Origin of the sequence: Neobacillus sp. GCM10027624 (assembly GCF_042675345.1) — a bacterium.
GTDB lineage: Bacteria > Bacillota > Bacilli > Bacillales > Cytobacillaceae > Neobacillus > Neobacillus cucumis_D.
The window spans coordinates 247,815-261,671 of the sequence record NZ_JBHTHD010000010.1 but is presented as its reverse complement, the minus strand read 5'-3'; the positions used below and the strand labels follow the sequence as shown (position 1 = coordinate 261,671).

Annotated in this window: 12 protein-coding genes; 2 read left to right on the top strand and 10 right to left on the bottom strand. The window is 38.9% G+C overall.

Features of this window, described 5'->3' with window-relative positions; translation table 11 throughout:
• The first annotated feature begins 227 nt into the window (after positions 1-227).
• Together ACFQZ9_RS15550 and ACFQZ9_RS15545 are read left to right on the top strand one after the other, a co-directional pair.
• Entirely contained in the window at positions 228-929 is a 702-nt protein-coding gene (locus tag ACFQZ9_RS15550; protein WP_498944499.1) for a response regulator transcription factor, read from the top strand.
• Positions 930-941: 12 nt separating this feature from the next.
• Complete coding sequence (locus ACFQZ9_RS15545) at positions 942-2,309, top strand: sensor histidine kinase (RefSeq protein WP_498944498.1); 1,368 nt, start codon at positions 942-944, stop codon at positions 2,307-2,309.
• Positions 2,310-2,395: 86 nt separating this feature from the next.
• Here ACFQZ9_RS15545 and ACFQZ9_RS15540 read toward each other — a convergent pair whose 3' ends face one another.
• The 10 genes from ACFQZ9_RS15540 to ACFQZ9_RS15495 form a co-directional block, all read right to left on the bottom strand.
• The gene (locus ACFQZ9_RS15540) at positions 2,396-3,322 is read right to left on the bottom strand and encodes a cation diffusion facilitator family transporter (RefSeq protein ID WP_498944497.1); all 927 of its coding nucleotides are present in this window, start codon (positions 3,320-3,322) and stop codon (positions 2,396-2,398) included.
• 74 nt (positions 3,323-3,396) lie between these two features.
• On the bottom strand, positions 3,397-5,532 hold the full coding sequence (locus tag ACFQZ9_RS15535; RefSeq protein ID WP_498944496.1) for a heavy metal translocating P-type ATPase: 2,136 nt from the start codon (positions 5,530-5,532) through the stop codon (positions 3,397-3,399).
• A complete protein-coding gene (locus tag ACFQZ9_RS15530) occupies positions 5,525-5,893 on the bottom strand; it encodes an ArsR/SmtB family transcription factor (protein WP_498944495.1) in 369 nt (122 codons plus the stop codon). Before ACFQZ9_RS15530 ends, ACFQZ9_RS15535 begins: the two co-directional genes overlap by 8 nt.
• A gap of 185 nt (positions 5,894-6,078) precedes the next feature.
• Positions 6,079-7,275: a PDZ domain-containing protein gene (locus ACFQZ9_RS15525; protein WP_498944494.1), complete on the bottom strand. Its 1,197-nt coding sequence runs from the start codon at positions 7,273-7,275 to the stop codon at positions 6,079-6,081.
• Positions 7,276-7,577: 302 nt separating this feature from the next.
• Positions 7,578-9,017 (bottom strand): S41 family peptidase, encoded by a 1,440-nt coding sequence (locus tag ACFQZ9_RS15520; RefSeq protein WP_498944493.1) that lies wholly within the window; start codon positions 9,015-9,017, stop codon positions 7,578-7,580.
• A gap of 157 nt (positions 9,018-9,174) precedes the next feature.
• Positions 9,175-10,458: a murein hydrolase activator EnvC family protein gene (locus tag ACFQZ9_RS15515; protein ID WP_498944492.1), complete on the bottom strand. Its 1,284-nt coding sequence runs from the start codon at positions 10,456-10,458 to the stop codon at positions 9,175-9,177.
• Between the two features lie 90 nt (positions 10,459-10,548).
• Positions 10,549-11,442, bottom strand: a complete 894-nt coding sequence (ftsX, locus tag ACFQZ9_RS15510; RefSeq protein WP_498944491.1) for a permease-like cell division protein FtsX — start codon at positions 11,440-11,442, stop codon at positions 10,549-10,551.
• Positions 11,432-12,118: a cell division ATP-binding protein FtsE gene (gene ftsE / locus ACFQZ9_RS15505; RefSeq protein ID WP_198310467.1), complete on the bottom strand. Its 687-nt coding sequence runs from the start codon at positions 12,116-12,118 to the stop codon at positions 11,432-11,434. Before ftsE ends, ftsX begins: the two co-directional genes overlap by 11 nt.
• A gap of 290 nt (positions 12,119-12,408) precedes the next feature.
• Positions 12,409-12,771 (bottom strand): cytochrome c551, encoded by a 363-nt coding sequence (cccB, locus tag ACFQZ9_RS15500; protein ID WP_198310468.1) that lies wholly within the window; start codon positions 12,769-12,771, stop codon positions 12,409-12,411.
• Between the two features lie 52 nt (positions 12,772-12,823).
• Positions 12,824-13,690: a YitT family protein gene (locus tag ACFQZ9_RS15495; RefSeq protein ID WP_498944490.1), complete on the bottom strand. Its 867-nt coding sequence runs from the start codon at positions 13,688-13,690 to the stop codon at positions 12,824-12,826.
• Positions 13,691-13,857: the final 167 nt, after the last annotated feature.

Below are 13,857 nucleotides of genomic sequence, written 5' to 3'. Positions count from 1 at the left end.
AACCATTCACCTCGTTCCCATAAATTTTAAAATAAGAGTATTGATTAACATGGTTTCACTTTAATGGAAAAGTGTGCAGAAACTATGGTTTTTCCTTGGACAAAGTTTGTCTTTTATAAAAACCGAGCCAATTGACACAAAATCGAAATAATAAAACACTTCCATCTGCAAGGTTTCTTCATATTTTTCTTTTATAATGATAGTAACAAGGGTAAGGTGGGATAATTATGAAGACAATTTTACTAGTGGATGACGAAACCCGTATGCTCGACCTTTTATCTCTATATTTAACACCTTATGATTATAGATGTTTGAAGGCTGAATCGGGGAAAGATGCTTTAACTCACCTGAAGAAGGAAAATATCGACATCGTGCTCCTTGACGTGATGATGCCTGAAATAGATGGGTGGATGACCTGCCGAAAAATCAGGGAATTTTCAGATATTCCCATTATCATGTTAACGGCTAGAAGTGAAACAGTCGATGTAATCAAAGGATTAAAGTATGGCGCCGATGATTATGTGACGAAACCATTCCATGAAGAGGAACTATTAGCAAGAATTGAAGCATTGTTAAGAAGAACAAATCATTCAATCGATCCTCAGCGTAAGCTTGTTTTTAAAGGACTAGTATGGAATGAAGAAACGGTGGAATTAAAGTTTCAAAACCAGCTTATTCCACTTACACCGAAGGAATTTGCTTTAATGGGATTGTTTTTAAAAAATCCACAGAAAGTTTACTCACGAGATCATTTAGTGACAGCCCTTTGGGGTCTAAATTCGAATATTGATGACCGAACGATAGATTCCCATATCAGAAATTTAAGAGAAAAATTAAGAAATGCAGGCTTTCCAATTGACAACCATCTACATACCGTTTGGGGAATGGGATATAAGTGGATAAAAGAGGGCTCTGAATTAAAATCATAATAGGTGGAAGGTATGAAGATTTCGATTAAATTAGGCTTGTGGTTTTTTTTCTGTATTTTGGTGATTGAAATTTTTTCGATGTTTTTTTTACATAATAATTTAGTCCATTCGCAGGTTCATCAGGAGCTGGGTTCACTTCAGGCAAGGGGAAATAGTCATCGGGCTGTTTTAGAAATCACTTCAGATTCAGCCACACTCCATCACATCGGTTTAATGGAATCCCATACAGATACTGAAGTTGTTATCACGAACACAATCGGTGATATTTTACTTTCATCTAGTAAAATCAACCGTAGCATGAGAACTATATTAAATAAACCGATCGATAACCTCCCAAGAAATGGACGAGTACTGCAATCGGATTGGCAAAAGGAACAATATATTGCAACTGTTACCGCATTTAATAAGGGCGGAGAAAAAGCGGGATATGTATATATGTTCAAGAACACAGATGAGGTCCAGAAGTTAATTTCTCAATTAAATAAACATTTCCTTTTAGCATCTATTTTAGTTCTTATCTTCATGATTATAACGATTTTCTTTTTATCGAAGGCATTAACAAAGCCATTGATCTCGATGAAAGAAGCAACAAAAAAATTAAGCAAAGGAGACTTTTCCGTTACACTTCCACCGCCTTCCCGTGATGAACTGGGAGAATTAGCACAATCCATACAGACTCTTGCAAATGACTTAAATTATTTAAAACAAGAGCGAAATGAATTTCTGGCAAGTATTTCACATGAACTCCGCACACCCTTAACCTATATTAAGGGCTATGCAGATATTGCTAAAAGAAAGGAACTTAGTGAAACAGACCGTGCCCAATACCTCGAAATTATCCAAGAGGAATCCGAGCATGTAAGCTTATTACTTAAAGAATTATTTGACCTCGCTAAATTGGATCATAATACCTTTTCAATTTCCAAAGAAAAAGTTAATATCAGCGATTTTTTACAATCTATCTTTAATAAAGTTTTACCAGCCTTTAAAAGTAATAAAATAAAATTGCAACTTGCCTGCCCTAAAAATTTATCTTTTGAGTTGGATCCTATTCGTTTCGAGCAAGTTCTTTTAAACCTTTTAGATAATAGCCGCAAATACTCAAAAGAAAATACTACTACCATAATTACAGTTTTTAAAGAAAATGAAGTCATTCATCTGTCAATCAAAGATCAAGGAATAGGTATTCCGGAAGAAGATTTACCACATATTTTTGACCGTTTATACAGAGTGGATAAATCTCGTTCAAGATCAACTGGGGGCTATGGATTGGGGCTAGCAATTGTAAAGCAATTAGTTGAAGCCCATGGAGGAGAAATATCTGTTGAAAGCCAAGTTGGACAGGGAACATCTTTTAACATTATTTTGAATCAAAAATAAAGACAGTTTCTACACAATGAAAAAAAACAACGAAAATTCGTTGTTTTTTTCATTGTAGATTTATAAGGACTAATAAGTTAATTTATCTAAATAGTACCTTCGGGCTGAAGCGAGCAACTAAAGGTTCCTTTTTCAATTTGGATAGTGGCATGTTCAATACCAAATTGGTCATGTAATTCCTTCGTTAATTTTTGAAGCAGCTCATCATTATCATCGATTTCAGATCGAATTAAATGAACGGTTAAGGCCGCTTCTGTCGTACTCATCCCCCATACGTGCAAATCATGGACTTCGATAATAGTTGGCCAATTACTTAAATACTCTCTTATTTTAGTTAAGTCAATCCCTTCTGGGACAGCGTCTAACGATAAGTTAATGGATTCCTTTAACAATCCCCATGTACCAAAGAAAATAACGATGGAGATAACGAGGCTGACCAATGGATCAAGCCATTGCCATCCCGTCCAAAGAATGACAAAACCCGCAACCACTACGCCTAAAGAAACGAATGCATCTGCAGCCATGTGCAGGAAGGCTCCACGAATATTCAGATCGTTTTTTCTCCCTGACATAAATAATAACGCCGTAACAGTATTAATTACGATACCAATAACAGCTACGATGATAACCGTCTTCCCAGCAACTGGTTCAGGAGAAGAAAATCTCTGTATTGCTTCCCAGGCAATTGCACCGATCGCTACGAGTAAGAAAACCGCATTGAATAATGCTGCTAAGATAGAACTTCTTTTATACCCGTAGGTCCTTTTTTTTGTCGGTGCTTTTTTTCCTAACCAAACGGCAACCCAAGCAATAACTAATCCGAGTACGTCACTTACGTTATGCCCCGCATCCGCAAGCAGTGCTAGAGAATCCCCCAGGATACCAAAGGTAATTTCAATTATAATGAAAATTGTGTTTAAAATAATACCAAATCCAAATGCGAAACCATAACTTGCAGGGGCATGACTGTGTCCATGACCATGACCATGGTGATGGCTGTGATTATGTCCCATTTTAATAACTCCTTTACAAAGATTTAATTGCGACAACGATATTGGAAAGGCTCCCCACTAAAGAGAAGCCAATATTATTTGTTTTTTACTCCAAGAAGTCTTATCCCATTTAATGTAACAATAAGCGTTGCACCCATATCTGCGAAAATCGCAATCCAAAGGGTCAACCATCCTGGAATCACTAGTAATAAAGCCAATAGCTTAATCCCTAATGAGAATGTGATATTTTGTTTGATGATAAATAATGCTTTCCTGCTTAGTTTTAAAGTAAATGGAAGTTTACCTAAATCATCTGCCATTAGAACAATATCTGCTGTTTCTAAAGCAGTATCCGTTCCAGCACCACCCATAGCGATTCCGACAGTTGATGCAGCGAGAGCTGGGGCATCATTTATACCGTCCCCAACCATTGCCACTCGGTCATATTTATTTCTCAATTCTTTAATAAAGGTTAGTTTATCTTGAGGCAAGAGATCAGCTTGAATTTCAGAAACTCCAACCTGCTGGCCAATCGCAGTAGCAGTCCCTTTATTATCACCTGTTAACATGATGGTTTTCTGAATTCCTAACGAGTGAAGTTTCTGAATTACTGATTTACTATTCCCCCTAACCTCGTCTGCAACGGCAAGTAATGCCAATATTTCTGTTGGAGTACCCGCCACCATAACGGTTTTCCCTTGAATTTGCAATTCAGAAATCATTTCGTCTAAGTTTGATGGTATTCCGTCAGATAGAATTTCTTCAAATAAATTAGGGCTTCCTACATAATACATCTTGTTGTTTACTTTACCTTTAATCCCTTTACCGGTAATAGAAGAGAAGTCTTCAATCTCTAAATCTTCGTAAGGTAAATTTTCCTGCTCTGCTTTTTTCAAGATGGCAGATGCTAAGGGATGCTGGGATCCTTTTTCTAAAGCAGCCACAATCATAAGGATCTCATTCGAATTTTTATTCAATTGTGGTAGATAATCCGTTACCACTGGAATTCCTTCTGTTAAGGTTCCTGTCTTATCAAAGGCAATGGCTTTTATGGCTCCCATTTCTTCTAAGTGAATTCCGCCTTTAATCAAAACTCCATTTCGTGCTGCATTCCCAATGGCAGTCACAATCGATACAGGTGTGGAAATTACAAGGGCACAAGGACACCCAACCACTAAAACTGCAAGCCCTTGGTAAATCCATTTATTCCAATCAGCTTCAGCTAACAACGGTGGAAGTACCGCTACTAACAGAGAAATGAACATAATAACAGGAGTATAGTACTTGGCAAAGCGATCGACAAATGCTTGAGATGGAGCACGTTCTGCTTGAGCTTCTTCAACCAGATGAATGATTTTCGCTATCGTCGTATCATCCACATGTTTAGTCACTTTGACTTCAAGAAGGCCTTCTTCATTAAGTGTTCCAGCAAATACTTCATCATCAACTGTTTTCGAAACAGGGACAGATTCCCCTGTAATCGCGGCCTGATTAATGGCCGATGCCCCTTTTACTACAAGTCCGTCCATAGCGATTTTCTGTCCGGGTTTCACGATTAAAATATCGCCAATCCTAATATCGTCCACCTCTACAGTAAACTCTTGATTTCCCCTCCGTATCAAAGCCTCTTTTGGAGCAATATCCATTAGGGAACGAATCGATTGTCTAGCTTTGTCCATTGAATAAGATTCTAGGACCTCACTGATCGCAAACAGGATGACAACGGTTGCTCCTTCTCCCCACTCACCAATGATTGCTGCTCCAATTACGGCAATGGTCATTAGAGTTCTCATATCAAATTCTAAATGAAATAAATTTTTAAATCCCGTGGTAAAAAGGCGATATCCGCCAATTAAAATTGCCGCCCCATAAGCGATGATGGATGAAATACTCTCTTCGCCATTCATTTGCGCTGAAAACCATCCGACGAGAAGGAAAACAAATGAGGCAATGACGGAAGAATGTTTTTTAAAGAATGGTTCCTTTTTCTCTTCGAATCGTTGTTTTTCGGGAATTATTTTTATATTTTCAAAAGCTCCTGCTTTTTCAAGCTCTTCAATTGTTGTTTCACCATAAACCGTAAGCTTCGATGCTCCGAAATTTACACTTGCATTAGAAACACCATCCAGGTGTTTTACGTTCGTTTCGAACTTTGTCGCACAGCCCGCTCAGGTGAATCCTTGTACACGGTAAATGGTTTTTTCGTTCGACTTTTCTAAAGCGTTACTCAAGGACCACCACCTCCTTTTGATGCTCGAACGCGATTTGAATCAATTGTTTCACATGGTCGTCATCTAAAGAATAATAGACTAATTTACCTTCTTTTCGATATTTCGCTAAACCGAGGTTTCGAAGCAGTCGTAAATGATGGGATGCTGTTGCAGTGGTACTGCCTACGATGTTCGCTACATCACATACACATAATTCATCTTCAACGCTTAAGGCATAGGCAATTTTAATTCTAGTGTCATCTGACAACGCTTTAAATATTTGTGAAACAGCCACTGTATTTTGCTGGGAAACTGTTTCCTTTACCTTCTTAACTTTTCCTTCATCCACACAGGTTACTTCACAAATATCATCATGTTTCAATTCCTTCACCACCATTATTCAAATGTTTATTTGAGTATTAGTATATGTTAGGTTGTTAAAATGGTCAAACAATTATTTGAATGTTTCAATATATGTATAAATCATTGTCTTATAGTATTTAAAAAGATTTTTTAGGCGAGTAAGGTTTAAAGGCAAAAAAAAAGAACCGCAATGGTTCTTTTTTTTCAGCTGATTTTCTCATCATCAAACTTCCGCGCATCCTGAACAAAAAGGATTCCAAGTTCGTGATGGTCGCCTTCGTATAAAGCCCTCTGGACAAAACGAATCTCTCCATTCGTATCGAGAACCTCTAGTTTACAATGAGCGCGGTTTTTTTGCAGCGCTTCATAAAAGGTCTTTTCGTTATAAGTTGCAACACTATTGACCTTTGTCACAAGCTCCCCAACCTTCAATTCCATTTTACTTGCCGGGGATTCCGGAATAATTCCAAGAATCATCAAACCATTGTTCTTTTTTGAAAAATAAAATGGCAGACTATCATCCTTCAATTTTTGGATTAACGCTAATGACTCACGGGCAATCACAGCAAATGCAGCTACAATAATCGACAGAAGCGGATACCACCAGCCGACAATGGAAAGAATCGCGATCAACGAGCCAAGTACAATTACACGACGTCCATAAAGCTGAATAGCCGCTTTTGGAAGCATCCCTTGGATTTGCTGTTGAAAACCAATTGCAAAGGGAACAAGGATGATCGAGTACTTTTCAGCCCCGACATGAAAAACAGGCCACCAATCGAACGGAAGGCTAAGTGCATCCCCCGGTACGAGGAGAAATATCGGTAAAAACCATAATCTTTTTACCTCATGGGCCCCAACACTCTGACCCCGTTTACTTTTTACCAGTTTGGGAGAGCTCCCTTTACTGCCGTTCTTAACAATCATGACTCCCTCGGCAATAAATAAAAGTGCCAATAATACCACTACTGACGGATATACCTTTTGGTCAAGCGAATGAAACGTTTGTGAAAAAAGGGGTATTGACCATTTATTTTCTGCCATGATGATTAAGGCAAAAAATGCCGCACCAACTGTGTAAACGGGTGACATCAACCGAATATTGGCAGTAAAACTCCACAATAACGTAAAGGCAGCTGTGAGAACGATTGCCTCAAACGGAACAACAATGCCCGCCAAAATGGAAACAATCGAAAGTGAAAGACCTACCATGATCCCTAGAGGAAACAGCTGCCGAAGCTCAAAATATGCATCATGCGCCCGAACATGGAAATTTTTTCGTTCCCGCTTTACTCTCATTACTCCTAAAATTGCTGATAAGAATAGAAGATAATAAAAAATGGGATGTAGAAATAACTTGCCAATTCCTTTTAGCAGTTCTACCAACCATATTTGCGCCAACTTTTTGTCACCTGCCTTTATAAATAAATCTCTCAATCTATTCTGTAAAGTCTCTTAAAGTATATTTTATCAAATTGCCGCTATAAAACCTATTGCTAGTTTCTTGAAATTGGACAAAAAATACAATCAGCTAAATTCCTTGGTTATTCTGCACGTTTCCACATATATTCAGCTGTCGCTAATTATATTTCCATCCAGCCCATCACTATTTCCGTGGAAATCTCCTATTATTCCACAATGTTCACAGAATTGTCATAATTTGTTTATATAAAACAAAAAACAACGACCGAAGCCGTTGTTTCCTATTTTGCAGCAATCCTTAAAGCAATTTGAAGCTGCAGATCATTTTTCTCTTTTTTCATTTCCTTAATAGCTGATTCTTCAAGCTTTGCTGCTGTGATGGAATCGATTTTTCCTGTTGGCTGTAATCCATTATATTGTTGGAATCCTTTTACTGCAGCTGTGGTTTCAGCACTAAAATATCCATCGTTACGTCCAGGGGAAAATCCCAGTCCGGCTAATATTTCTTGAGCATTCTTTACTTGTTCATTATTCATATCCTGCTCGAGCGGGTCGGTAACCTGAATCGGATGGGTATGGAATATTTCCGGCTGTTTAATCTCCACATCCGGCTTAATTCCTTTTTTATGAATCCAATTTCCATCTGGAGTCAGCCACTTAAATAGGGTTAATTTAATATTGCTGCCATCCCCCATTGAAACGGGTTGTTGAACCGTTCCTTTTCCAAAAGTAGTTTCACCTACCAGATGATACCCATCTGCCTCTTTTAAAGCCCCAGCTAAAATTTCGGATGCAGATGCGCTGCCTTTATCAACAAGAACAACCACTGGATATTCCTTTTTCTCTTTTAATGAAGAGAAAAATCGTTCTCTATCGCCATTTCTCTTTTCAATTTGAACCATCGGCTTATCTTTTGGGACAAATTCCTTCAAAATATTTTCAACACTGTTTAGATATCCGCCCGGATTTCCGCGAACATCAATAATAAGTCCTTTCATATGCTTGTCTTCAAGTATACTCAATTCCTTTTTAAAATCCTCTGCCGTATTTTCAGAGAAAGAAGTTACCTGAAGGTAGCCAATCTTTTTCCCGTTCTGTTCCTTAATAGATGAATGTACGGTTTCTAGCGGAATTTCATCCCTCATGACTTCAATGGTAATCGGGTCTTTAAGAGAAGGTCTGGCAATTTCTAATTTTACAGTCGTTCCTTTTTTACCGCGGATTTTTAAGGTAGCTTTATTTAAGTCAAGCCCTTGCACACTCTTCCCGTCCACCTTCAAAATTTGATCATGTGGTTTTAATCCGGCTTTTTCAGCAGGAGAGCCTTTGAATGGGGAAACAATCACAATTTTCCCATCCTCCATTCCAACCTCCGCACCAATGCCTTCAAAAGAGGAGTCCAAGGTTTGAGTAAATTGCTTAGCGGTTTCTTTGTCCATATAGACCGAATATGGATCATTTAACACCGAAAGCATCCCTTGGATGGCTCCTTCTACTAGTTTATTTCGATCTACCTTTTCGACGTATCGATTTAAAATCAAATCATAAGCCTGATCTACTTTTTCTAGATTTTCTGTATCATTTGTTAGTGAGGTATGATCCTTGTTGTCAAGGGTGGAATTCCCTATTGGCTTTTCTACCCACTGCATTGCTGCATATGTCCCGCCGGCCCCTGTTAAAAGCGAACCCGTCATCATAAGGGCAATCCATTTTCGTTTCAATCTCGCGTCCCTCCTTTGGCGAAAAATGCCTGTCCATTTACATTTTAAAAGGCGCCACATATCAGCCTAATTATTAACTTATATGTTGGAAAGGGACGAGTTATGAATTCTCCATACATTTTTACAATCAAAAAAGGAAGAAGCTTAGCTTCTTCCTTTAAAGTGGCACGATGCCCACAGGATTGATCGCATTATGACGATCTGGCACCCATTGCCCCCTATGAAGTTCAAAATGCAAGTGCTGGCCGGTAGAATCCCCCGTACTTCCCATGATTCCAATTTGCTGGCCCTTCTTCACAACTGCCCCAGTTCCTACTAGACGTGCTTCCATATGGGCATAAACCGTCGTATAAACCTGTCCATTAATTGAATGTGAAATGAAGATACAGTTTCCATAACTGTTAGAATAATAGGATCGAATCACGACCCCATCTGCCGCAGCCAGAATCGGTACATTCGATGCGTGGTTGGCAATATCAACTCCGTAGTGGAATTCACCTGGGCGGAATCCTGGACGTGTCCCAAATCCGGAGCTTATGACACCAGCGGCAGGTCTCGTAAAGGTACCGCCCGAAATCGCCGGTGCTTTACCGGAAGCCCCACCGCCGTTAGGCTGTGCAGGCGCTTTTGCTGCTTGTGCAGCCGCCGCTGCTGCTGCTTGGCGATCCTTTTCCAATTGAATGGCTTTCTGAACCGCTGCCTCCTGCCCGGCAAGGATTTGCTCTTCCTCTTCTAATGCTAGTTTTCCTTCATGAACTTCTTTTTCTTTCCGAACGAGTTTTGAGAGTAATTTATCCTTTTCGTTCCGCTGCGAACTTAATTGCTTATTCATTTGTTCTAATTCACTCTTCAGCTCTTGAAGATTAGCCAAATCTTTTTCTACCTTCGTCCGTTTTTCTTCTAGTTCTTTTTTGTCCATATCCGCCTGTTTTAATAATTCTTGGTCAGCTTCCATAATGGTTGCAACGGCATTGGCTCGGTCAATGAAATCGCTGAAGCTTTTTGCACCCATCAGCACATCAATATAATTGATCATTCCGCCCGTTTCTTGATAATTACGTGCACGCTCTTTTAATAAATTATTGCGTTGTTCCATCCGATTCACAATTACTTTTATTTCTCCCTGAAGCTGATTGATTTTGCCCTGGGTTTCACTAATTTTAGCCGTCTTCTCGCGAATCTTCGCATTGGTATCACCAATGGCAAAATCAAGGCGTTTCATTTCGGACTTCACATTTGCTTGCTGCCCTTGTAAATCATTGATTTTTGTGTTCGCATCATTAATATCGGATTTTAAATTTGAACGTTTATTGTGAATTTCATTTTGTTTATCTTTTAAATTTGAAATAGAAGCTGCTTCTGTTACAAGGGAATTCCCCGTAAATAAACTGCCTATTCCCATTGAAGCTGCAACTGTAAATGCAACAACTGATTTTTTCATTTTCCTTCCTCTCCTTTCCCCTCAATCTATGTAAATCCTATTTATAAAACAGGAAGGAAGGGTGCAGTAAAGAACCCTTCCTCTAGAAGACTAAACCTTCAAGAATTTTCTTACAGACATAACGCTTCCCCAAATACCAATTAACGCCCCCATGAGTATCAGCATACCGGATACTTGATAGACAAATGGTTTGTAAGGAAGAATTTGCATAAAATTGCCAGCAAGTTTCGGAGCCAAATAATCATATGCGTTATAGTAGGCAATCGCGATTAAGATAATTGGCAAAATTGATCCTAATATTCCCAGCCATAGCCCTTCTAAGAAAAATGGCCAGCGAATAAAATTATTGGTTGCTCCTACTAATCTCATAATCTTGATTTCTCTTCTTCTCGCAATAATGGTAATTTTTATTGTATTTGAAATTAAGAAGATGGCTGTAAAAAATAGACCAATAATTAGGACGACACCGACGTTTCGGCTTGCCTTAATAAATTTAAATAACTTTTCCACACTGCCCTGGCCATATTTTACTTTTGCAACAAAATTAAACTTTTCTATTTTCTTTGCAACCATCATCGTATCGGTTGGATTTTTCGTTTTTACAATAAATACATCGTTAAGCGGATTATCCTGTTCAAAAAGCTTAAATGCCTGTCCTTCCTCACCAAGACCCTTAATTAAGTCCTTTAATTCTTCTTTTTTTGATGAGAATTTCACACTTTTTACTTCAGGAATGCCCTCAAGCTCGCTCTGTAATTTTTGCGTATCGGCTTTATTTGCGGCAACATCGATGTGAACGCGGATCTGAACGTCTTCTTCAATCGTTTGGGCCACTTTATTGAGATTCATCATAATCACAAAAAAGACACCAACTAAAATGAGAGTTACGGTAACAGCACTTACAGAGGCAAATGTCATCCATCCATTCCTGCCGATACTTTTTAAACTTTCGCGGGCATGGCGGCCAATGGTTCTAATTTTCATAACCATATTCCCCCTTCTGCTCATCACGAACAATTTTTCCACCTTCAATGGCGATTACGCGATGTTGGATTGTATTAACAATTTCTTTATTGTGGGTCGCCATGACAACCGTTGTGCCGCGGTTATTAATTTCTTCAAATATTTTCATAATTTCCCATGATGTATCCGGGTCCAAGTTACCAGTTGGCTCGTCGGCAATCACAACCTTCGGTGAATTTACAATGGAACGAGCGATTGACACACGCTGCTGTTCCCCACCTGAAAGTTCTGTCGGAAGCATTCTTGCCTTATGCTTTAAATTAACGAGGTCGAGAACCTCCATGACCCGCTTTTTAATAAACTTAGGCTGTGCCTCAATCACCTCAAGGGCAAAGGCAATATTTTCATAAACAGTCAAGGTTGGCAGAAGCTTATAGTCTTGGAAGACAACACCAAGATTTCTGCGAAAAATCGGAACCTTTCTCATCTTTAATTTTGCTAAATTGACACCATTCATCGTGATCGTTCCGGAAGTAGGAACCTCTTCACGGTACATCATTTTAATAAAAGTGGATTTTCCAGCGCCGCTGGGACCTACCACATAGACAAATTCACCTGGATTAATTCGAACATCGATCCCATTAATTGCGGATACACCATTTGGGTATTTCTTGTATACTTCTTGCATTTCTATCATTTAATCACCTGTAGGAAAGTTATTGTGAATGAAGTAAATTCGACAATAATCTTTTATTTTTTGCAAAAGACCGCAAAATACTATACGAAACGTGCAAAATTTCGCATAGCCCTATTATAACATCATCAAACACTATTAAAAGCGATAAATATATTACAGTTTCTTTTCAAAGAATACAAGAATATACGTTTTTCCCGCAAATTCTACAGTTACAGCTGTTACAAACTTCGACATTTTTCTACATAAAAAAAACGTTCTGTGTTAGGACAGAACGTTTTTCCTTCAAATTACTACTTTTTGGACGCAAGCCATGTAGCCACTTTGTCAGCATCATCGCCGGAAATTAAGCCAGCAGGCATTCCGCCAGATTTCCCGTTTTTAAGAATGTCTAAAATTTGATCCTTTGAATACTTAGATCCAATCTTTGTTAAGTCTGGGCCCACAGCACCCTTAAGGTTTTCACCATGACAGCTTGAGCATTTTTGAGCCGTAATTTTCTCAGCTGCTGCGGCAACATCATTTCCTCCGCCGCTTGTGTCAGTAGTTTTGGTCGTTGTGTCTTTGTCTTTAGATGTGTCCGATCCGCCGCCGCATGCAGCAAGTCCCATTACTAGGGAAGTTCCCAATAATAATGTAAGTAGCTTTTTCTTCACCTGCTACTCCCCCTTCAGAAAATTTTACCATTACCTAACTAGTATACCAAGTCTACGCGCGTTTGAAACCCTCTCCCAATACTTCCGCAGCATCCATAACCACGATGAAAGCAGATGGATCAAGGGTTTTGACCAATTGTTTCAATTTTGTGAACTCCGTTTGGTCAACCACGCACATGAGTACTGGGCGTTCATGGTCAGTAAATCCACCATATGCTGATAGTTTTGTCACACCACGGTCAATTTTATTCAAAATTCCTGTGCGAACCTCTTCTTGTTTACTAGTAATGATCATGGCCATTTTTGAACGACCAAAACCAACTTGAATTAAATCGATGGTCTTGCTGGTCACATACAAACCAATGAGGGCATAAAGCCCTTTTTCGATATCAAATACTATCGCAGCGGTTAGGACAATTAACCCGTCAATGAGTACGACACATGTCCCAAGTGTAAAACCAGTGTATTTATTAATAATTTGTGCCGCAAGGTCTGTTCCTCCTGTTGATGCTCTGCCTCTAAAAACAATTCCTAAGCCAAGTCCAACGCCAATACCGCCAAACAATGCTCCAAGTAGAGCGTCATGGGTCCATGGGTCCATATTTTTTGTAAAATAAACAACGAAAGGTAAAAAAATGGTACCGGCGAGTGTTTTTGCTCCAAACTGTTTTCCTAAAAAAATGACGCCGGCAATAAACAACGGGATATTGAAGGCCCATTGAACATACGCTGGCTCTAATCCAAGAACAGTATGTAAAATTGTACTAATGCCGCTTACTCCGCCGGAAGCAATTTGATTAGGCAGTAAAAAAACGTTAAAAGAAATCGCAATAATGGCTGATCCGATGAGGACAAAAACATAGTCAAAGGCCACTTCGATTTTAGGATTCGTTTGTGTGAGTTCTAGAACTTTATTCATTTCGTATTCCCCTTGTGTTTATCAATTTCGAGTGTGAGTATAGCATGGGTATTTTTTGGTGTAAATAGCATTCAGTTGAAGCGATAAAGTGGAATAGGGGTATTAGTGATAAGACTTTTTCTTCTTTAAATCATTTTGTCCTAAAAGGCCCATTTTATAGATGTTTT